Here is a 20,036-nt window from a genome sequence, read left to right as displayed (position 1 = left end):
CTAAACTAATATAAGCGTCTCACTTACTTTATAATATATGAAAAGATCTTACAATTTGTTTCAGCAATACATAGCCTATGTTTTACTGATAAGCCTATTTTTACAAGGCTGCAATCGTTTAAATAGCCCACTTCTTCCTATTCAAGAAGAGGAAATAGCATCTATACAAACTTATACCCAGCAACAACTAACCCCACAGCTACAAGCGAACATCCAGCCTTTGGTTGATCAAACAGTGACTGCAGAGGGAGGACATGCCGTTACTTTCTACGAATATAAAGGGGAATTGCAAGCAAGTGTGGAACCCTTAGATGAAAAACATAGCGTTTATAATGGGTTACCTGTAGAGATAAAGGATGAAACAGATCTAGCAAGTTTACCACACTTGCCTAAAAAAATACAGCAAAACCGTATTCTTATTCAATTAGCACAAGGCAAACAGCCATTTAAGGAAGGGGGCAGGGCTAGTGGGAGGAATGGAAGAAGGAGAAGAGGAAGCAGCAGAAGATAAGCTATCAGATGAGAATATACCCGACGAATGTTTTTGCCCCATCACCCAGGAGATTATGGAAGATCCGGTCATTGCTCAGGATAGCCATAGCTATGAACGATCAGCCATACAACGCTGGTTTGATGTGGGAAAGCGGGTCAGCCCTATGACTGGAAAGAGGCTGCTTAGTACCGAGCTCATAGCTAATTATACCATGCGTAGTTTAATTCAGGATATAAAAGCACAGGTACCTGTTTTAACCAGACATAAGCTGGATATACGTAATATTGAAGCAGCTATTAAACTCAGAGAAGAAGAGATAGAAGAAAAATTGATACAAAAGGGGCATTTAGTAGAAAAAGAAAGCCAGGAACGGTTAAGCTTAGAAGAAAAGCTACAACAAAAAGAGATAGAGTTGCAACAACATAAAAGAAAATTGGAAGAAAAAACAGCTCAGCTTCATATTATGGAAAAACGAATTGGGCTATTAAAAGAGCAAGTTAACTCTTTTATAGAAAGAGATAAACAGATGCGTACAACGATGCAAGAGTGTATACTACAAATGCAGCAGTACATGGTGCAGCCTGGTCCACCTGTTAGTAGTTCAAGCAGCAGTGTTTCTGCCTTTCAACAAAAAGTAAAAGAAGGAGTTCTAGAAGGCAATCATAATAATAAGGCAGAACAAGATTATCCAGCAGTTTCTGAACAAAAACTTCGATATTTTTTAGACAGTAAGAGGTTGAAGGGAAAGGTTCTAGATGAGCAAGAAGCTATAAAACATTGTAAAGAAGGAGCTACTATTGGGCATATGTATGCACAATATGTGCTAGGTAATAAGTATAGGAGCGGGCGACAGGGATTAAAAAGAAATTATGCTAAAGCTAAAAGATGGTATGAAAAAGCAGCTGAACAAGGATATGCAGAGGCACAATATAAGCTAGGAGCTATGTATGATAATGGAGAAGGGGTAACAATAGACTTTATTGAAGCTAAAAAGTGTTATGAAAAAGCAGCTTGCCAAGGTGTGGCGGTTGCTCAAGCTAGGCTAGCAAGCTTATACTATTATGGACGAGGGGTTCAATTAAATAGGGCTGAAGCAGAAAGACTATGCTTACAAATAAGAGAGAAAATAGCCATAGATGCTCAAAAAGGTGATGCAGATTGCCAGCTTAGTTTGGGTTGGATGTATTATCATGGTTGTGGTATAAGGAGGAATTACTCAAGAGCTATGGCATGGTATCTGAAATCTGCTAACCAAGGATGTGCAGCTGCCCAGAATAATTTAGGCGTTATGTATGCGTATGATTGGTTCGGAGCGATAAAAAAAGACTATACAAAAGCTAGGGAATGGTATCAGAAAGCAGCTGAACAAGGATATGCACATGCACAATCTAACCTGGGGGGGCTATATTATTCTGGGCAAGGGGTAGAGAAAGATGATAGAAAAGCATGTGAATGGTATCAGAAAGCAGCTGAACAAGGATATGCACATGCACAATATAGCTTAGGCATAATGTATAGGAATGGATTTGGGGTAGGAAAGGATAATATAAAAGCTATAGAATGGTTTCGAAAAGCCGCTGAAAAGGGCTATGAGGATGCACAAATAATACTTAATTCGGTAGTAATCCATTTTTCATCATAATACTATTATTTCCCAAGCCTATTTAATTAGCTTATGCTTAAGAATAACGTAATAAGATCAGTTGGGTATAAATATATGGGACTCGATAAATTTTTAAACGCTCTGATTGTAATTATTCGTAAAATTAAATATCCGCTGTGCTTGTTGTAAAGAAGGATAGTAAGTCCTAAGCTTGTGTATCTCAAAAAAGGGTGCTTTGTGAGATAAAATATCCCATAGACAAAAACTGCAAAAGAACCATAAAAAATGTCTAATATTGCTGTCTTATAAAATAAGGCCTTATAGTGACGATAATTAGGGAATAAATAAGAAATTACTACTTTTTGTTTTTTAACCTTTTTAAATCCGTTGGTCAGCGACTTTGAATATTCAAAGCATAAAATTTACCCCACTACTGGTATATACATTTGCAACTAAACTAACTGCGCATTAATATGCAATCCTCTTTAATCTTTAAAATATGAAAAACAATTATACTCTTGCACAGCAACTTATAGCTCGTATTCTACTTATAGGTTTATGTTTACAAAGCTGTGGTGGAGGATTCGACAATAAACCACTTATTACAACCAATATCCAGCGTTTGATAGGTCAAGTATTGACAGCAGAAGGTGGCCATGCTGTTAGTTTTTATGAAGAAGGTGGTGATTTAAAGGCAGATGTGGAGATGAATGCTTATAAAGGATTTAGTAAAACTTATGAAGGGGTAGAAGTAACCCTTGAACAAGGAGTAGAGCTCGCTAAATTACCTTGCTTAGATACAAAAGCACAAGAGCGCCGTATCCGCCTTCAACTAGCTCAAGACAACCAGCCAGCTAAAATAGTTGTTTACAAAGGAGCAGGCTTGATGGGTGGTGGCAACCCTGATTCTGATGGACAGAAAGAAGGAAGCGAGGAAGAGGAAGAAGAGGACCAATCAGATGTACAAACCCAAGTAGATAACATACAACAATTAACCACTGCTGCTTCCTTACATACAGCTACTGAACAGAGGGATATAAATAAGATTAAAGAGTTGGTAAATGCAGGTGTTAATATAAACCTTAAGGATAACAATAGTTGGACGCCCTTACATAAGGCTGCTCAGAAAGGTCATATAGATGTAGCAGCGTTCTTAATAAGTTTAGGAGCAGATGTCAATGCTAGAGACAATAATGGAATAACCCCTTTGTATGTGGCTGCTCTGCTAGGCCACTTAGAGTTAATTAGGTATTTGATAGCTTTTGGTGCTAATGTAAATGCTAAGAATATAAATGGGAACACACCTTTGTATATGGCTGCTTTAAAAGGCAACCTAGCCCTAGTTAGGTATTTAATAGAGCAAGGGGCGGATATAAATGATAAGGACAATAATGGTTCTACTCCACTCTATATAGCTATTCTCAAAGGACATATAGAAGTAGCCAAACAATTAGTGATATTAGGCGCTGATGTGCAGGATAATTTATTTGGAGCTGCCAAGAAAGGAAATTTAGAAGTTTCTAAGCAATTAATCCAACTAGGGGCCCATATTAATGCTAAGGATAATAGCGGCTATATCCCTTTACATAAAGCTGCTTTAAATGGGCACCTAGAAGTAGCTAAACTGTTAATAGAATCAGGGGCTGATGTCAATGCTAAAAATATTCATGGTGATACGCCTTTGCATTGGGCTGCTGAGGAGGGGCACCTAGAAGTAGCTAAACTGTTAATAGAATCAGGAGCTGATGTCAATGCTAAAGGCAATAATGGAATAACCCCTTTGTATGTGGCTGCTGAGGAGGAACACCTAGAAGTAGCTAAACTGTTAATAGAATCAGGAGCTGATGTCAATGCTAAAGGCAATAATGGAATAACCCCTTTGTATGTGGCTGCTGAGGAGGAACACCTAGAAGTAGCTAAACTGTTAATAGAATCAGGGGCTGGCCAGGGAGATGCAGAGACACAATATAACATAGGCAGAATGTATAGAAATGGACGTGGCACAGCTCAAGATGACGCGAAAGCAGTAGAATGGTTTCAAAAAGCAGCTGACCAAGGAAATGCAAGTGCACAATATAATCTAGGACGGATGTATAGAGATGGACGAGGCGTAGCCCAAGATGATAAAAAAGCTGTAGAATGGTATCAAAAAGCAGCTGATCAAGGAAATGCAAGTGCACAAGCTAATCTAGGATGGATGTATAAAAATGGACTTGGGGTAGCACAAGATGACGCGAAAGCTGTAGAATGGTATCAAAAAGCGGCTGATCAAGGAGATACTATTGCACAAAACAATCTAGGTAATAGGTATAGAGATGGACGAGGTGTAGCCCAAGATGATAAAAAGGCAGTAGAATGGTATCAAAAAGCGGCTGAGCAAGGACAGGTGGATGCACAAAATAGTCTAGGAGTGATGTATGATGATGGAGAAGGATTAGAGAAGGATGATAAAAAAGCATTTGAATGGTACCAAAAAGCGGCTGAGCAAGGACATGTAACAGCACAATATAATTTAGGAGTGAGATATGGAAATGGACGAGGAGTAGCTAAAGATGAAAGGAAAGCAGCAGAATGGTTTCAAAAAGCTGCTGGGCAAGGAAATGCAAGTGCACAATATAATCTAGGACGGATGTATGATGATGGAGAAGGATTAGAGAAGGATCATGCTAAAGCAGTGGTATGGTACACTAAGGCAGCTGAGCAAGGACATATAAATGCACAATATAATTTAGGTATAAGCTATGAGGATGGCGAAGGAGTTGAAAAGGATGATAATAAAGCAAGAGAATGGTATCAAAAGGCTGCTGATCAAGGAGATACTGATGCACAATATAAGCTAGGTATAATATATAGAAATGGACGAGACGTAGCTCAAGATGACCGAAAAGCAGTAGAATGGTTCCAAAAAGCCGCTGAGCAAGGCCTTGCAAGTGCACAATATAGTCTAGGATTTATGTATTATAATGGGTATGGTGTAGTTCAAGATGACGCGAAAGCAGCAGAATGGTTTCAAAAAGCTGCTGGGCAAGGAAATGCAAGTGCACAATATAATCTAGGACGGATGTATAGAGAGGGACGAGGCGTAGCCCAAGATGATAAAAAAGCTGTAGAATGGTACGGAAAAGCTGCTGAGCAAGGACAGGTGGATGCACAAAATAGTCTAGGTGCAATGTATTACAATGGACATGGCGTAGCCCAAGATGATCGGAAAGCAGTAGAATGGTTCCAAAAAGCTGCTGAGAAAGGAAATGTATTAGCACAAAATAGTCTAGGATGTATGTATAAAAATGGATGGGGAGTAGCCCAAGATGATAAAAAAGCTGTAGAATGGTACGGAAAAGCTGCTGAGCAAGGACAGGTGGATGCACAAAATAGTCTAGGATGTATGTATAAAAATGGATGGGGAGTAGCACAAGATGATCGAAAAGCAGTAGAATGGTTCCAAAAAGCTGCTGAGAAAGGAAATGTATTAGCACAAAATAGTCTAGGATGTATGTATAAAAATGGATGGGGAGTAGCACAAGATGATCGAAAAGCAGTAGAATGGTTCCAAAAAGCTGCTGAGAAAGGAAATGCAAGTGCACAATATAGTCTAGGATGTATGTATAGAGAAGGGCGTGGCATAGCCCAAGATGATCGGAAAGCTGTAGAATGGTATCAAAAAGCTGCTGAGAAAGGAGATGTATTAGCACAAAATAATCTAGGATGGATGTATGAAAATGGGCGTGGCGTAGTCCAAGATGGCGCGAAAGCTGTAGAATGGTATCAAAAAGCGGCTGAGCAAGGAAATGTATTAGCACAAAATAGTCTAGGATGTATGTATAGAGAGGGGCGTGGCGTAGCCCAAGATGGTAAAAAAGCAGTAGAATGGTTTCAAAAAGCTGCTGAGCAAGGAAATGTATTAGCACAAAATAGTCTAGGATGGATGTATAGAGAGGGACGAGGCGTAGCCCAAGATGATCGAAAAGCAGTAGAATGGCATCAAAAAGCCGCTGAGCAAGGACATGCAAGTGCACAAAATAGTCTAGGATTTATGTATAGAGAGGGGCGAGGCGTAGTCCAAGATGACGCGAAAGCTGTAGAATGGTATCAAAAAGCTGCTGATCAAGGAAATGCAAGTGCACAAAATAGTCTAGGATTTATGTATAGAGAGGGGCGAGGCGTAGTCCAAGATGATAAAAAAGCTGTAGAATGGTACCAAAAAGCTGCTGAGCAAGGAAATGCAAGTGCACAATATAGTCTAGGATTTATGTATAGAGAGGGGCGAAGCGTAGTCCAAGATGATCGAAAAGCAGTAGAATGGTATCAAAAAGCTGCTGAGCAAGGACATGCAAGTGCACAAAATAGTCTAGGATGGATGTATGAAAATGGGCGAGGCGTAGCCCAAGATGATATAAAAGCAGTAGAATGGTATCAAAAAGCTGCTGAGCAAGGAAATATAGATGCACAAAACAATCTAGGATTTATGTATTATAGGGATGGACGATGCCGAGGCGTAGCCCTAGTTGATAGAAAAGCAGTAGAATGGTTCGAAAAAGCTGCTGAGCAAGGAAATGCAAGTGCACAATATAGTCTAGGATGGATGTATTATAATGGGTATGGCGTAGCCCAAGACTATGCTAAAGCTTTAGAATGGTTCCAAAAAGCTGCTGAGCAAGGACAAGTGGATGCACAAAAGATTCTAGATAAGTTGAAGAATTTAAATTAAATTTCCTACCGCTCCTTTATTAATGAAAATCTCCATCATATTATATAAGAGTAAAGCACTAGCGGATGGTTCCCATCCGCTCATGGTACGTATCAGTCAGCTAAAGGCTAAAAAGTACTTCTCAACAGGCCTTTCCTGCCCCTCAGAGTTATGGGACTTTGATAAGCATACCCCTAGACAGGAAACTCTTAGAAGCTATCCTTGCGCAAAAGAAAGCTACCTATCATACGAAGCTTTTAGAACTTGAAAGCGAACAAAAATCCCTTTCGCTTCAGCAGCTCGTACAAGCGATCGAAGAACCTAAACAAGCTTCTGGGGAATTATTCCCATTCCTCTCGGAAGTTTGTCAGAATTTAACCCAGAGTGGTAAAATAGGAAGAGCACGACTGTACAAACGGCTTTTAACTTCTTTAAAAGAATTTACAGGCAGCAAGCAATTCTGCTTTAGTGATAAGGATGATTTTGTTTTTCCTATCTTAAATAAGAATGAACATACAACTCCGCAGCAAATTTCGAACCGAATCAACCGGGTACTTAGAGGAGTAAATGACGCGCTCAAAGAATTAGCCCAAGCGGCCATACTTGACGACCTATGTAGCGCGTCATACTTATGCAACGGTCTTAAAGCAAAGTGTCATCTCAACGGGGGTGATTAGTGAAGCGCTCGGACACAAGGGAGAAAAAATTACGGAAATCTACCTGAAGAGTTTTAGTAACGAAGTGATCGACGAGGCGAACAACGTTTTGTTGTGAGAAGAGCAAAGTAGCGATTAGAGTAAACCATAGAGTAAACCAACCATTTTATCCCTTGGGCGCAATAGTACAAAAACACTTAATTTAAATACTAACTTTATTGATTTTGCCCTTCTTGTAAATTGCCAGAGGCTGTCTCGTGGTAGAAATAGCCCCCTAATCCTTTTGCCTTCCTTATTTATATATGTTTGTAACATATTATGTAAAAGTAAGACAGTATTATAATTGTATGATATTTATCTATATGTAAATATCCTATGATTATATTTATTTGTTTATATTAGTGTTACTATAAGTTATATTATTACACTTTAATGTATATTATATATTAATTGACATTCTACTTATAACATTATGTATATAAACACTTTAACTATTTCTAGCAAAGGACAACTCGTTTTACCAAAAAAAGTTCGTGATAAGCTTAAATCTAATTTAGTATCTGTGGAAGTTAACGAGCATAACCAAATCCTTATTACTGCCGTACATGATGTAGGGGGGGCGTTGGCTTCTTATCAAAAGGACACACCGCTTACTTTTGAAGCAATTAGAAATAAGGCGTGGGAGGATAGTATATCTATAACTGAAAAAGGGTCCAAATGAAGTATCTCTGCGACACCAACTTTATCCTGCGTTATCTACTAGCAGATAACCCACAAATGTTTACTAAGGCTAAAGAAATATTTGATCAGGCTAAAACAGGGAAAATAATCCTTATGATAGAGCAGGCTGTATTTACTGAAGTCATCTTTGTTCTTTCCTCTTTTTACAAGGTGCCCAAAGATACAATCACTCAAATATTATCAGATTTATTGACTTATAAAGGAATAAGCAGTGAAAAAGAAGTATTTGCCTTAGCCTTAGATTATTATAGTAAGTATAACATACATGTGGTTGATTGCTTACTACTTGCTAAAAACAAGCTGACAAGCATTCCTGTGCTTACTTTTGATGAGCAGTTAAACGATTACTTGTAAAAGGATAGTACTGATAGATTTTACTCGTTACAAACCGATTAAATAATTTATAGAAACAATGCAATTTTTAAGTTTACACAACCCAGTATTCAACCGAACAAACATTATTGACCTAAAATATCCAGTGAATGTGATTATACTTTTCAATTAACAATTGCTGTATACTTGTTTCTACCTTATTATGTTTTAAATTAATTTCTTCTATAGTGGTATTTGCCAAGTAATTACTAGAAAGCCATTGTTGTATTTCATTGCCTACTTGGTTGTATTTAAAGTTGACCCTCTTTACTTGGGCACCTTTTAAATTCGTAACAAATAAGGATATACTTTCAGCCTTCAGGTTACTATTGCTTAATTCAACTTCTATAATATTGGTAGATTGTAAGCTTGTTGCCAAGGACCTGATAAATTTACCTCGTCCTCCTCCAATTGCTAAATTATCCAGATTACTAAATTTAATCCCTTTTGCCTTTTCTCTAAAAAAAGGATGGTTTGAAATTAATTCAAAATCACGTTCATGAAAAGCCACATGCCCAAAATCTAAAATTTCTTTCTTTTCTCTAAAGGCATCCAAAATTACTTTTGCACTCCATTTCCCATTAGGACTAAAACTTTCTAGTGTATAATTTATACTCTTGATGATCGCTTCATCTTTCGCTCGATTAATATGCTGAATAATTCGATCTTCTAACTCTTGCACTTTTAAAAATTTTTCTTCCCCTTCAGCATCTTCTGTAGAAATCTTTCTATAGGCAACTTTTTCAGATACTTGTCCTTCTTTTTCCTTTTCCTTTTGGTTACTATCTCCTACTATAGCAGCATATTCTTGCTTATCCTCTTTATCTCTTAAATCTCCATGCCCCACACATACATAACCATGCTGCCCCTCCTTAGGTAAGTTTATATGGATCAGTTGTTTTTGCCCCTCTTGGGTTAAGGTAACTAGTTGTGCTAAGCTCACATCAGAAGATATATACACTGGTAAGGTATAGGATGCACTTAAGCTGCCGTGGCCCTGCTTAACAATTGCTTTTAATTGGCCTGCTTCTTGGTAAAAAGAAATCATCTGCTCTTCCGTAGAAATGTTAGGTGATTGTGGTGCAATAGGTTGAACGTTAGGGCTATTGCAGCTCTGTAAAAACAGGCTTATAACAAGTAGTATATATGCTGCGAACTTCTCAAACAGCGAGTACTTAAGCTTCATCATAGTCTTTAAATTAAAAGAGGCTAGTATATTAACCTTTAGGCAGCATATATCCAAGAAAAGTGTTGAAATATCCTACAAGAATGCTAGCTTATGGAAATATAAGGTCAACAGAATCGTATATTAAAATCTAATCAGTTTATTTGCAAATTCAAATACCATTAGTATGGTATTAAATACGAGTAGTGCACTTTAATTATACTGAATATAACTCTACTACTACCTTAGCTGACTTTTACTAATTATATGTAAAATATGCCTCAACATACCGGTCCAGCGGGGCATTTGAACAGAAAATTACGGTTACAGACAAAAAAATTCTCAAACCGTACCTTTTTACAAACAGTTTACTGGCAGCCCAATTAGCCATTTTTATGTGTTTGTTTGATAAAAATTATCAGTATAATGAATTCATAAGATGGTCGTACGACAATAACTCTAAAAATCATACAATAGTTGACTTACAAAAAGGATAGAATTAGATTATTTGATGATATTCAGATTTGCAAATATGCTAGCTGCAAAGTAATATACATTTCTCCTTAAACTTTACAACCATGAAAAAAGCTTCTTTACCTCAACAATACATAGCCTTTGTTTTACTTGGCAGCTTATTTTTACAAAATTGTAGGGGTTCAAGCAATTTACCTATTCAAGAAGTAGGGAATATAACAGAAACTGTAGAACAGGAAGGAGTTGTTAGAAAAGGGATAGAAAAAGGAAAAATAGAATTAACAAAAGAGCAGGGGATAAGGGGAGTGGATGATGAGGAAGGAGAACCTACCTATAAAGAATGGTTAAAACATGAACGTCGAGGAAAGAGTAAAAATGAGGAGAAAGGACAACTACAGACTGGAAGGAAAGAGCAAGAGCAACAAAGCCATTCGGTTGAAATTGACAAGACATATGTAGAATCTAGTATTGTAGTCTTAGCGGAAAAAGCAGCTGAGCAAGGCAATGTTGTTGCACAACGTGATATGGGATTTATATATCAAAATGGAAGGTCAGGATTACCACAAGATGATAAAAAAGCAATAGAATGGTTTAAAAAATCAGCTATACAAGGCTATGTATATGGACAAACTAACCTAGCGTGGATGTATTATAATGGCAAGGGAACGGCTCGAAATTATCATGAAGCATTTAAATGGTATCAAAAGGCCACCGCTCAAGGGCATCCCAATGCTCAATGTAGACTAGGCTGGATGTATCAAACTGGAAGAGGAGTAAGGAGAGATTATATAAAAGCTAGAGAATGGTACGAGAAAGCAGCTGCACAAGGAAATGCACAAGCCCAATTTAATTTAGGAGAGACATACCAGAATGGTTGGGGAGTAAAGAAGGACTATGCTAAAGCACTTGAATGGTTCCAAAAAGCTGCCGAGCAAGGAAATGTAGGAGCACAACATAAGCTAGGCGAAATGTATTATTATGGGCAAGGAATCCAGAAGAATTATACAAGGACAAAATAGAACCACTAGAAAGTCTATTTTAACCAGTTCAATCAGGAAAATAGTATCAAATGACACGATTATCTTTAGTTTCGCAGTAGTTCTATTCTAGCACAAAAGAAAGCTACCTATCACATAAAACTCCTAGGGCTTGAAAGCGAACAAAAAACACTTTCGCTCCAGCAACTCGTACAAGCGATTGAAGAGCCTAAAAAACTTCTGAGGAGCTGTTTCCATTCCTATCGGAAGTTTGCCAGAGCTTAATCCAAAGTGGGAAAATAGTAAGATCCCGTTTGTATAAGCGTACAATAGCCACATTAGGCATTACCTATTCAGGTTTAAGCGAAGGGGTAAATGTTATAGTAAGCAAGTGCATATGATAGAAAATTCGCTTAACTTATTGATGCTAAAGTTAAATAATCAGCTATCTATATTAAATTAACAATACCTAAAATTTAAACAAAGTCAACATCCCACCAGACAACAATTATCAAACACTCATTTTGCTTCCATTAATTCCATAATATATTAAATATTATACTTTGTAGACGGCCAAAATAAACATTGTTTTATTTTAGTCTTGACTATATTAAAATAAGCTTTATTTTAGTCAAATATAATTATGTTATCTTATGGAAAGAATTTATCAGCCAGTTATTCAAGAGCATATACAATCTTATAGCCAAATGCTATTCCTAGCTGGACCAAGGCAAGTAGGAAAAACCACACTTCTATGGTCTAGTAAAAACGCTAACAGCAATTTTAACTACTACAATTGGGATAATATAGATGATCGCGAAATATTACTTAAAGGTTATTCGCATCTTACAGCTGGTGCTAACCTAGACGTAGCATCATACCAAAAGCCTATCCTAGCCTTAGATGAAATTCATAAGTATAAGCATTGGAAGACCTTTTTAAAAGGCTTATATGACGGATATAAAAATGATCTTACCATTGTAGTAAGTGGAAGCGCGAAGTTAGATATCTATCGTCAAGGTGGCGATAGTCTTATGGGGCGTTATTTTTTGTACCGTATTCATCCTATAAGCTTGGGAGAGCTTGTACGTACAAAGCCTACTGCTGATCTATTAGCTAAGCCTACCTATATATCTGAAGAGCAAGTAAAAAACTTATTTGAACTAGGGGGATTTCCAGAACCCTTTCTAGCCCAGAATATGAGCTTTTATAACCGCTGGCAGGCTCTTAGAGAACGACAAATGATCTTTGAGGATATACGTGCCTTGTCACATATTCATGACCTAGCGCAGTTACAAGTGCTTGCTAAGCTCTTAAAACATCAAGTAGGTAATACAGTTAAATATAGTGAATTAGCTAAAAAGGTTAGGGTTTCACAACCTACGATTCAAGCTTGGTTAGAAGTATTATCCCATTTTTATTACTGTTTTATGATTCGCCCTTGGACACAAAATGTATCTCGCTCTTTACTTAAAGAACCTAAAGTGTATCTGTGGGATTGGTCTTGTATACCAGATCATGGAGCCCGGGTAGAAAATTTTGTGGCTTCTCATTTGCTAAAAAGTATTCATTACTGGACTGATACAGGCAAAGGAAGATATGAACTATACTTCTTACGTACTAAAGACCAAAAAGAGATAGACTTTATAGTAACTCAAAACGATAAGCCTTGGTTAGTTATAGAAGTTAAGTCTTCTAAAAATGCAGGCTTAAATCCTCACTTAATTGAATTTAAAGAAGCTTTAGGTGCACCTCATGCTTTTCAGTTAGCCTTTGATATGCCTTATATGGAAATTGATGCTTTAAGTTTAACTAGGCCACAAATTATACCAATGGTTTCTTTTATTTCTCAATTAATTTAATAGTGTATACCATAAAACTTTTTGACATGTAGCAGAAAAGCTTTATCCTACCTTGTAGTCATGCTAAATATTTCCCCAAGTTTTACTTCTCAATTTATGGAATTGAGTCTTGTTTGGTATATGAAGTTTATATATGTTGGGTGAACAATATTAGTCTAGTATAAAAACTAAATTAATGGATAACTTATTGGACAAGACTTCTATCTTTCCGCAGATCTGCAATAGGCAACCAATATACGTATAACAGTCAAAACTATACTAAATTATCTAGCTCTCGGAGGAACATTCGACAATATTCTAGGAGTCTACCCACAACTTAGCAAAGAAGATATACAAGCGCGTTTACACTCTGCCGCTCGTATTTTGGAAAGAAAGGTACATGCCTTTGAATTAACCTCTTAAGCTCTGTATGCATTTTCTAGTTGATGTTAACCTTCCTAAGCACTTCAGCTTTTTTAATTACCCTAACTTTGTGCATCTAGTTGATATTAATCCTTGTATGATAGATGGACAGATTTGGAACTATGCCTTAGAAAAAAAATCTAGAGAAATTATTGATGCTACTATGTGGTTATAGTAATTAGAGTCCGAACTTTCTTTAATACTATATATAAATTAAAAAATTAAAAGGTTGTCATAGCAGCAGACATCTGTAGGAATTAGAGATAACAAAAGTTTATTTTTTGATAGACTCTAAGATGTTTACGAAACTCTATTAATCTTTAACATATTTGTGCGTTGTTTGCTATGAATAGGCATACTAGCCATACTAATAAATACATCGCCTGGCTGTAAGTAATTATTTTTTATCAAAAGAGATTCTATATCAGCAAATGTTTGGTCTGTAGATACCATACTATCATAATAATATCCTCTTGCATTCCAAACCAGGTTGATACTGTTAAGTAGATATTGGTTATCTGTAAAGACAAATATATTAGCCTGGGGCCTATGCTTGGCAAGCTCTAAAGCTGTCCACCCGGTTTGTGTTAAGCAAATAATAGCTTTAGCTTGTATGTCGTGGCTTAGTTGGCAAGCTGTTCTCACTAAACTATCATTATAGAAAGTAGGTGAGGTGGTTAATATAGGTTGATACTTATTGTAAATGGGTGCAGTTTGTTCAACCATTAAAATGGTTTTTTTCATTTCACTAACCACCTTAATAGGATATTTACCCATTGCTGTTTCTCCAGAAAGCATTAAAGCATCAGCACCGTCGATAACTGCATTAGCTATATCATTCGTTTCAGCCCGAGTAGGAAGGGGGTTTTCTATCATACTTTCCATCATTTGGGTAGCTATGATAACAGGCTTTCCAGCTCGGTTACATAAGCTTACTATATCCTTTTGTACCATAGGTACTTTTTCCATAGCAATTTCTACTCCTAAATCTCCTCGGGCTACCATTAAGGCATCTGCTTCTGCTATAATCTCTTGGATATGTTCTAAGGCTTCTGGTTTCTCTATTTTTGCAACTACCTTAGTATTTTTGCCAGCTTGCTTGATGGCTTCTTTTAATTCTACAATATCTTTTGGGCTCCTAACAAAAGAGAGGGCTACCCACTCTAAATTTTGTTGAAGCCCAAAAGCTAGGTCCTCACGGTCTTTTTCTGTAAGAGAAGGAGTTGAAAGTTTGGTAGCAGGTAAGTTAAGTCCTTTATTAGCACGTAGATGGCCACCATGAATTACTTCTGTAACTAGATCATTCCCTTGCTTAAGTACAGCTTTTAGTACAATTTTACCATCATCTATCAAAATGGTATCGCCTATTTTTATCTCATGTGCTAAGTTAGTATAGGTGGTTGTTATTCGGCTCTCAGTACCTAATATTATTTCAGGTGTAAGTGTAAGTTTTTGTCCATTAACTAACTGTATAATTTCATCTTTTAGCTTGCCAATTCTAATTTTAGGACCTTGCAAGTCTTGCAATAAACAAACATGTTTGCCTAATTCTTTGTTAATGGCACGTACATTATTGATTACTTGTTGGTGGGCTGCATATGTACCATGTGAAAAGTTTAAACGGATAATACCTACACCTGCCTCAATTAGTTGTGTAAGCACCTCTTTACTTTCACTAGCAGGCCCTACAGTAGCTATAATTTTAGTTTTATTGAAATTTTCTGAAATAGCGGTGTTGTTCTTCATAAGATTACATATGTGGCCAGTACGTTACACAAATAGAGTTTATAATAACATTGTAGAATTATTAGCAAGTTAAAATTTGTTTTTAAGATTCCATTACAATCTGTTTACTAAAGTTTACTAAATATTGCATATACATACTTATCAATGTAGTATTTTTTATTGATAATGGCTATGATAAGCTTTAATTTAAACAGCGTACAGACATTCCATATTGATATTATTCAGCCAAAAGGAGTTATATACTTATTGTATTGATTATTAAATTGTTTTGTGATAGTAAGTTATTCAGTATGAGAAATTTTTGTTTAGAAAAGCTAGGTGTGTTATTTTTGGGTGGTAAAATAAGTGCCGGATTAAAAATTTTGTAAAGTTTAAACTTAATAGATTTATTTGCACATTCATTAAAACTTCCAAATAAGATGTCAGAAATTAACCAGAAAGTAGTAGATATTATCGTAGATAAATTAGCTGTAGCACCTGCAGAAGTTACATTAGAAGCAAATTTAGCCAATGACCTAGGTGCAGACTCACTAGATATAGTAGAACTTATCTTAGAATTTGAGCGTGTATTTGACATTAACATTCCAGAAGATCAGGCAGAACATATTAAAACAGTTGGCCAGGTTGTTGAATATCTAGAAAAACGTCTTGCTGAAAAATAAGGGTTAATAAAAATCCAACTAGCAAGATGCAAAGTAACACATCTAAAATTTACTGAGGACTTGCCATGCAAAAAATTAGGAGAGTTGTTGTTACAGGACTCGGGGCTTTAACCCCCATAGGTAACAATACGCAAACATATTGGGAAAACTTAGTGAGAGGCACCAGTGGTGCAGCTCCTATAACACGTTTTGATGCTTCTAAACACAAAACAAAATTTGCGTGTGAAATAAAAAATTATCATGAGGAAGATCATTTTGATCGTAAAGAAGCTAAAAAGCTAGATCCTTGCTCTCAATATGCTTTGGTGGCTACAAAAGAAGCGATAGAAGATGCAAAGCTTGACCTTAGTAAATTGGATTTGGAGCGAATAGGAGTTTTATGGGGAACGGGTATTGGCGGTATAAAAAGCATACAAGACGAGATAGTAACATTTGCCCAAGCTGATATGGTGCCGAGGTTTAGTGCTTTCTTTATTACAAAGATGATTGCTAATATGCCTGCTGGTCAGATTTCCATTAAATATGGACTAAAAGGCCCTAATTATGTTGCTGTTTCTGCTTGTGCATCTGCTTCGAATGCGCTTATTAGTGCCTCTCATCTAATCCAATTAGGATTAGCTGATGTAATGGTTACAGGTGGTTCGGAAGCTGCTGTTACACCTGTAGCTATAGGCGGGTTTAATGTTATCAGAGCATTGTCAGAACGTAATGAAGATCCTACAACTGCTTCTAGACCTTTTGATAAAGATCGAGATGGATTTGTTTTAGGAGAAGGGGCTGGTGCTTTGATATTAGAATCTTATGAGCATGCTATAGCTAGAGGAGCACAAATTTATGCTGAAGTCTTAGGTGCTGGTATGTCAGGCGAAGCTTATCATATTACTGCGCCACACCCTGACGGTCAAGGTGCCGCACTGGTTATGAAGCAAGCATTAAAAAATGCAGGTATAAGCCCCCAAGAGATTGATTATATTAATGTACATGGTACTTCTACGCCTTTAGGAGATGTAAGTGAAGTAAGGGCTATTCGAGAGTTATTTCAGGAACATGCGTATCAGTTGAATATCAGTTCTACTAAATCCATGACCGGCCACTTGTTAGGAGCAGCAGGCGCTATTGAATCAATAGCCTCTATATTAGCCATGAAACATAGTATAATTCCTCCTACTATTAATCATTTTGAATTAGATGATACGCTGGATAAAAATTTAAATTTTACCTTTAATAAAGCACAAAATAGAGAATTTTCAGTGGCCTTAAATAATAGTTTTGGGTTCGGCGGACATAACACCTCTGTTATATTCAAGAAATGGATAAATTAATTAACTTTTTTCGTCAGTATTTTTTTCCTTACGAGGATGCAAGGACTAAGCAGTTCAAAAATGCTATTTATGCTATTACAACCTTGCATCCTCATAACCTTTCTCTTTATAGGCTAGCATTACAGCATAGCTCTGCTAAGATTGAAGAAAATTCTAATGAGCGGTTAGAATTTTTGGGAGATGCCGTACTTTCACTGGTTGTAGCCGAATACTTATTTAAAAAATATCCTTTACAAGAAGAAGGGTTTTTAACTGAGATTAGATCTAGGATAGTTAATAGGGCATCTCTGGGCGAATTAGCTAAGAGAATAGGTATGGATGAATTGCTAACTTATGATACGCGCTCTGTCAATCACCACAATATCAAGTTTGTATATGGGAATGCATTAGAAGCATTTATTGGAGCAGTGTACTTGGATCAAGGCTATGCATTATGCGCTCAGTTTATTGTTGATAGGCTGCTAAAAATTCATGTGGATCTAGAAACAATAGTACTTACCGATAATAACTATAAGAGTAAAATTATAGCATGGGCACAAAAAAACCGAAAACATATTCAATTTATACTTATTACTGAAAAACGTATAAAAGGTGTTAGAGAATTTGTGGTTCAGCTCTTATTAGAAGGTGAGGTGTATGGAGAAGGAGTTGGTAAAACTAAAAAGCAGGCTGAACAGATGGCTGCGCAAGAATCATTAAAAAGAATTATGTAAGCCACTAAAAAGCTAATTAGTAAACTCTTATGATTTTACCTATACTTTTATGCCATCATAATAAACAGTAGGTGTAGCTATGAACTTTTATAATCAATCTCTTTTAGATGTTATAGACGAATATGGCAATTTTACAGGGCAGCGAGCGTCTAGAGAAGAAGTACATACGTTAGGCCTTATCCATCGGGCTGTACATTTATATTTGGTAGATGAAGAAGATCATCTACTCATGCAAAAAAGAGCTAAGACAGTAGACCATTACCCTAACGAATGGAGTATTTCTTTGACTGGTCATGTTGATGCAAGAGAGAGTAGTAGCGAAGCGCTTTATCGCGAGGTACGAGAAGAACTTAGACTAGAACCCACTACCATGAAGTTTGATTTCTTGTTTTCCTATAGGCAAGATTATACTTTACATAAATCTTATATAGACCGACAGTTCAATGATGTTTATTTTTGCCAACATCCTTTTAGGTTGGAGAATATTCACTTTGATACCAATGAGGTTGCTCGCTTGGAACGGATTCCTTTTAAGCAATTTAAAGATATGGTAAATGATAAAGGAAGTTTGATTTTACAAATTTATACCAAAGAACATGCTGGCTTGGACCATTTGGGAATAATTTAATATTTAAATTATTATTGTTTAATGGATATTTGCACTAGACTTAGTAAAATTGCAGCTTGATAGTAAATACCTAAAAATCTCTTAAATGGCAACTTATGAGTATAACATAGCTGGCATAAAGTGCAATAGCTGTGTAGATAAGATAAAAGATGAGCTGTTAAAAATAGAAGGAATCAAACAAGCTATTGTTCAGCTGTCCACACCACAAGCAACAATTGCTATGGAAAGATATATATCTATCAATCAATTACAGGCTGCTTTAAATAAAGCAGGTGACTATACAATTGTGGTAGCAAATGAAAATATACAGCATGCTACTGGAAATTCTAAGCTAGTAACTTGGATTAAAACTTACAAACCTATACTTCTTATTGGTGCTTATATTATTGCTGTTAGCCTTATAATAGAGATTGACAAGGATAAATTTGAAGTAGAAAATTGGATGTGTAATTTTATGAGTGGATTCTTTTTAGTATTTTCTTTCTTCAAATTATTAGATTTAAAAGGATTTGCTGATACTTATGTTACCTATGATATCGTTGCTAAACAGTGGTATAGTTGGAGTTATATATATGTTTTTATTGAGCTTGGTTTAGCTATAGCATATTTAATGAAATTTAATTTATGGATCGTAAACATCATTACTTTAATAATAATGTCTCTCAGCATAGTGGGTGTTATAGAAAGCATCCTAAATAAGAGGAAAATAAAATGTGCTTGTCTTGGAACGGTTTTTAATTTACCAGTAGGCACCTTTACTATTATTGAAAATGCATTTATGATTGCTATGAGTGCAGGTATGTTGTTGGTAAAATTTTTATTGAACTGATTTGTATGGTTGCTAAGGTACTGTATATATCTTAAGTAATATATACGATAAGGTGGCATTAGCCATATGTTTAGTCCCTTGGTGAAGGGAGTAATATTTTGGTGAAAAAGCTGAGGATTTTTCTCCCATTGCTCCTCTATCAATTGCCAAGGAGTTTTACCCCTCAATACCTTGAGTTTACGAGCAAAATTATAAGCTAACAAGAAAACATTTAAATGATGCTCTAATTGCTGATGGCTGCTATAATAATAGCTTTGTACAGTGGCTTGTTTTATCGTTCTGTTCATGCGCTCCACCTGTCCATTAGTTCTATGGATGTGCTACTTGAGCCCTTCTATGGTTAATCTCACAATAGTGGCTGGCAACCAGGCTGATGTTAAAGCTTTTTATCAATTACCTTTCGCTTTGCCAGCTGGTAGTGCATTATATGCTGACTCGGCTTATACCAACTACCTAGTAGAAAGTATGTTGGCTGATGATAGGATTAAACTTTACCACGAGCGTAAAGCCAATGCATATAGAAAAGACTTGCTAGCTTTTTCAAAAAGCGCGCATAAGAAAAGTAATAGAGGCTAGCATCAGTGGCATCAAAGGGCTTTTCTTAAGGAGGATATATGCTGTTAGTTTCAAAGGTTTCCTGATCAAAGCACTCTTATTCTTATTAGTTTCCCAAATCAACAAAGCTTTGCTTATCTAGCAACTTA

Annotated in this window: 18 protein-coding genes and 3 pseudogenes; 18 read left to right on the top strand and 3 right to left on the bottom strand. The window is 36.4% G+C overall.

Features of this window, described 5'->3' with window-relative positions; genetic code table 11:
* The first annotated feature begins 37 nt into the window (after positions 1–37).
* The 7 genes from AASI_RS06240 (at position 38) to AASI_RS06215 (ending at position 8,534) form a co-directional block, all read left to right on the top strand.
* Positions 38–511, top strand: coding sequence for a hypothetical protein (locus AASI_RS06240; protein ID WP_012473301.1), 474 nt, complete (start codon positions 38–40; stop codon positions 509–511).
* Positions 477–2,135 (top strand): U-box domain-containing protein, encoded by a 1,659-nt coding sequence (locus AASI_RS07735; RefSeq protein WP_012473300.1) that lies wholly within the window; start codon positions 477–479, stop codon positions 2,133–2,135. The genes AASI_RS06240 and AASI_RS07735 overlap by 35 nt, the downstream gene beginning before the upstream one ends.
* Positions 2,136–2,595: 460 nt before the next feature.
* The gene (locus AASI_RS09135) at positions 2,596–6,804 is read left to right on the top strand and encodes an ankyrin repeat domain-containing protein (RefSeq protein ID WP_012473299.1); all 4,209 of its coding nucleotides are present in this window, start codon (positions 2,596–2,598) and stop codon (positions 6,802–6,804) included.
* Between the two features lie 22 nt (positions 6,805–6,826).
* Positions 6,827–7,051 (top strand): Arm DNA-binding domain-containing protein, encoded by a 225-nt coding sequence (locus AASI_RS09370; protein WP_083758851.1) that lies wholly within the window; start codon positions 6,827–6,829, stop codon positions 7,049–7,051.
* Entirely contained in the window at positions 6,963–7,460 is a 498-nt protein-coding gene (locus AASI_RS06225) for a hypothetical protein (protein ID WP_012473298.1), read from the top strand. Before AASI_RS09370 ends, AASI_RS06225 begins: the two co-directional genes overlap by 89 nt.
* Before the next feature lie 451 nt (positions 7,461–7,911).
* Positions 7,912–8,160, top strand: coding sequence for an AbrB/MazE/SpoVT family DNA-binding domain-containing protein (locus tag AASI_RS06220; protein WP_012473296.1), 249 nt, complete (start codon positions 7,912–7,914; stop codon positions 8,158–8,160).
* The gene (locus AASI_RS06215; RefSeq protein ID WP_012473295.1) at positions 8,157–8,534 is read left to right on the top strand and encodes a PIN domain-containing protein; all 378 of its coding nucleotides are present in this window, start codon (positions 8,157–8,159) and stop codon (positions 8,532–8,534) included. Before AASI_RS06220 ends, AASI_RS06215 begins: the two co-directional genes overlap by 4 nt.
* Positions 8,535–8,646: 112 nt before the next feature.
* Here AASI_RS06215 and AASI_RS06210 read toward each other — a convergent pair whose 3' ends face one another.
* Entirely contained in the window at positions 8,647–9,738 is a 1,092-nt protein-coding gene (locus AASI_RS06210; protein ID WP_012473294.1) for a hypothetical protein, read from the bottom strand.
* Between the two features lie 557 nt (positions 9,739–10,295).
* Between AASI_RS06210 and AASI_RS09130 the strand changes: the two genes are divergently transcribed.
* The 5 genes and pseudogenes from AASI_RS09130 to AASI_RS08870 all read left to right on the top strand — a co-directional run bounded on the left by AASI_RS09130 (position 10,296) and on the right by AASI_RS08870 (position 13,607).
* A complete protein-coding gene (locus AASI_RS09130; protein WP_012473293.1) occupies positions 10,296–11,210 on the top strand; it encodes a tetratricopeptide repeat protein in 915 nt (304 codons plus the stop codon).
* Positions 11,211–11,493: 283 nt separating this feature from the next.
* Positions 11,494–11,631, top strand: a pseudogene (locus AASI_RS09365) (IS1-like element ISCaa4 family transposase); the annotation flags it as partial.
* 190 nt (positions 11,632–11,821) lie between these two features.
* Positions 11,822–13,030, top strand: coding sequence for an ATP-binding protein (locus AASI_RS06200; protein WP_012473292.1), 1,209 nt, complete (start codon positions 11,822–11,824; stop codon positions 13,028–13,030).
* Positions 13,031–13,264: 234 nt separating this feature from the next.
* Positions 13,265–13,432 carry a DUF433 domain-containing protein gene (locus tag AASI_RS09360; protein WP_083758876.1) on the top strand — a complete coding sequence of 56 codons (168 nt, stop codon included), beginning with the start codon at positions 13,265–13,267 and terminating at the stop codon, positions 13,430–13,432.
* 7 nt (positions 13,433–13,439) lie between these two features.
* Positions 13,440–13,607, top strand: coding sequence for a hypothetical protein (locus AASI_RS08870; protein ID WP_012473291.1), 168 nt, complete (start codon positions 13,440–13,442; stop codon positions 13,605–13,607).
* Between the two features lie 125 nt (positions 13,608–13,732).
* On the opposite strand, the gene pyk is transcribed toward AASI_RS08870, so the two are convergent.
* Positions 13,733–15,178, bottom strand: a complete 1,446-nt coding sequence (pyk, locus tag AASI_RS06195; protein ID WP_012473290.1) for a pyruvate kinase — start codon at positions 15,176–15,178, stop codon at positions 13,733–13,735.
* Positions 15,179–15,597: 419 nt separating this feature from the next.
* On the opposite strand from pyk, the gene AASI_RS06190 reads away from it, so the two are divergent.
* The 5 genes from AASI_RS06190 to AASI_RS06170 all read left to right on the top strand — a co-directional run bounded on the left by AASI_RS06190 (position 15,598) and on the right by AASI_RS06170 (position 19,332).
* A complete protein-coding gene (locus tag AASI_RS06190; protein WP_012473289.1) occupies positions 15,598–15,840 on the top strand; it encodes an acyl carrier protein in 243 nt (80 codons plus the stop codon).
* Positions 15,841–15,905: 65 nt separating this feature from the next.
* Positions 15,906–17,162: a beta-ketoacyl-ACP synthase II gene (gene fabF, locus AASI_RS06185; protein ID WP_012473288.1), complete on the top strand. Its 1,257-nt coding sequence runs from the start codon at positions 15,906–15,908 to the stop codon at positions 17,160–17,162.
* Positions 17,150–17,875 (top strand): ribonuclease III, encoded by a 726-nt coding sequence (rnc, locus tag AASI_RS06180; RefSeq protein WP_012473287.1) that lies wholly within the window; start codon positions 17,150–17,152, stop codon positions 17,873–17,875. The genes fabF and rnc overlap by 13 nt, the downstream gene beginning before the upstream one ends.
* A 79-nt stretch (positions 17,876–17,954) precedes the next feature.
* A complete protein-coding gene (locus AASI_RS06175; RefSeq protein WP_012473286.1) occupies positions 17,955–18,503 on the top strand; it encodes an NUDIX hydrolase in 549 nt (182 codons plus the stop codon).
* Positions 18,504–18,588: 85 nt separating this feature from the next.
* On the top strand, positions 18,589–19,332 hold the full coding sequence (locus tag AASI_RS06170; protein WP_012473285.1) for a heavy-metal-associated domain-containing protein: 744 nt from the start codon (positions 18,589–18,591) through the stop codon (positions 19,330–19,332).
* A gap of 70 nt (positions 19,333–19,402) precedes the next feature.
* On the opposite strand, the pseudogene AASI_RS08685 reads toward AASI_RS06170, so the two are convergent.
* A pseudogene (locus tag AASI_RS08685) lies at positions 19,403–19,677 on the bottom strand (integrase core domain-containing protein); the annotation flags it as partial.
* On the opposite strand from AASI_RS08685, the pseudogene AASI_RS06165 reads away from it, so the two are divergent.
* Positions 19,672–20,029: pseudogene (locus tag AASI_RS06165) on the top strand (IS982 family transposase); the annotation flags it as partial. The pseudogenes AASI_RS08685 and AASI_RS06165 sit on opposite strands and share 6 nt — an antisense overlap.
* Between the last annotated feature and the right edge of the window lie 7 nt (positions 20,030–20,036).

The organism is Candidatus Amoebophilus asiaticus 5a2, assembly GCF_000020565.1.
GTDB lineage: Bacteria > Bacteroidota > Bacteroidia > Cytophagales > Amoebophilaceae > Amoebophilus > Amoebophilus asiaticus.
Note: the sequence above shows the minus strand (reverse complement) of the source record. Positions and strands in the feature narration are given on the sequence as shown.